Genomic DNA, 1075 nt, shown 5'->3' on the forward strand with positions numbered 1-1075 from the left:
CAGAAGGTGATGCCAGAAGGTGATGCCAGAAGGTGATGCCAGAAGGTGATGCCAGAAGGTGATGCCAGAAGGTGATGCCAGAAGGTGATGCCAGAAGGTGATGCCAGAAGGTGATGCCAGAAGGTGACGCCAGAAGGAAACGCCAGAAGGAAACGCCAGAAGGAAACGCCAGAAGGAAACGCCAGAAGGAAACGCCAGAAGGCCGCGCCTAGGCAACCCCGGTGGTGAAAGCCGGTCGAGGACGGCTCATGCGGGCCGTAGCGCGGCCCGACGCCGGAAGGCTACCCTTCACGCCAACCCGGCAAGCCGGCGCGCTCAGGCCATGAAAAAGCCCCCGCGCAGCGGGCCGCCGCGCGGGGGCTCGGGCAAGCATGCCGGCCGGGTGCGACGGCCCGTTCGGGCGCCGGCGTGAGAACGCGGGCGGGACGGGTCGGCTTGAAGCTGGCCGACCACGTCATCGCGGGCCGTTCGAACATCCGGTAGAACACGTACGCGACCGGAATCGCGGCGGCCATGAACGCGAACGACGGCCAGATCGACAACTGCAGCTCGGAATGGAACAGCACCGAGCCGAGGCAGACGAACAGCGGCAGGTGGATCAGGTACAGCGAGTAGCTGAAGTCGCCGAACCAGCTCAGCACGCGCAGCGGCGGCGTGGGGCGCGGCGGGCGGGCGAGCGCGCGGTACAGGAAGCACGCGAAGCCGGCCGACCACAGCTGGAATGCGCCGTACTGGCCGAAATGGAACGCGCCGCAGCCGGCAGCCAGCAGCACGGCGGCCGCGCCGTACCACGCGCGCGACGGCACGGTGGCCGCGCCGCGCGCCTGCTGCGCCCGCACGTCGGCGATCCACGCGCCGATCGTCCAGGACAGCCAGTACGACGTGAAGAACTGCAGGTCGTGCCGTTCGAGCAGCCACGCCGACGCGACGTTGACGAGCGCGATCGCGGCCACGACCACCGGCATGCTGATGCGCCGGCGGATCGCGAACAGCAGCGGGTAGATCGCGTAGAACTGCACTTCGAGCGACAGCGTCCACAGCGCGCCGTTCGACCCGTACGTGTAGCCGGCGACGC

Annotated in this window: 1 pseudogene; it reads right to left on the reverse strand. The window is 68.2% G+C overall.

Going from position 1 to position 1075, the window contains the following annotated elements:
- Positions 1-389: 389 nt before the first annotated feature.
- Positions 390-1075 (reverse strand): annotated as a pseudogene (locus G3N93_RS40740) (acyltransferase family protein); the annotation flags it as partial.

The organism is Burkholderia sp. Se-20378, from assembly GCF_017104665.1.
GTDB lineage: Bacteria > Pseudomonadota > Gammaproteobacteria > Burkholderiales > Burkholderiaceae > Burkholderia > Burkholderia lata.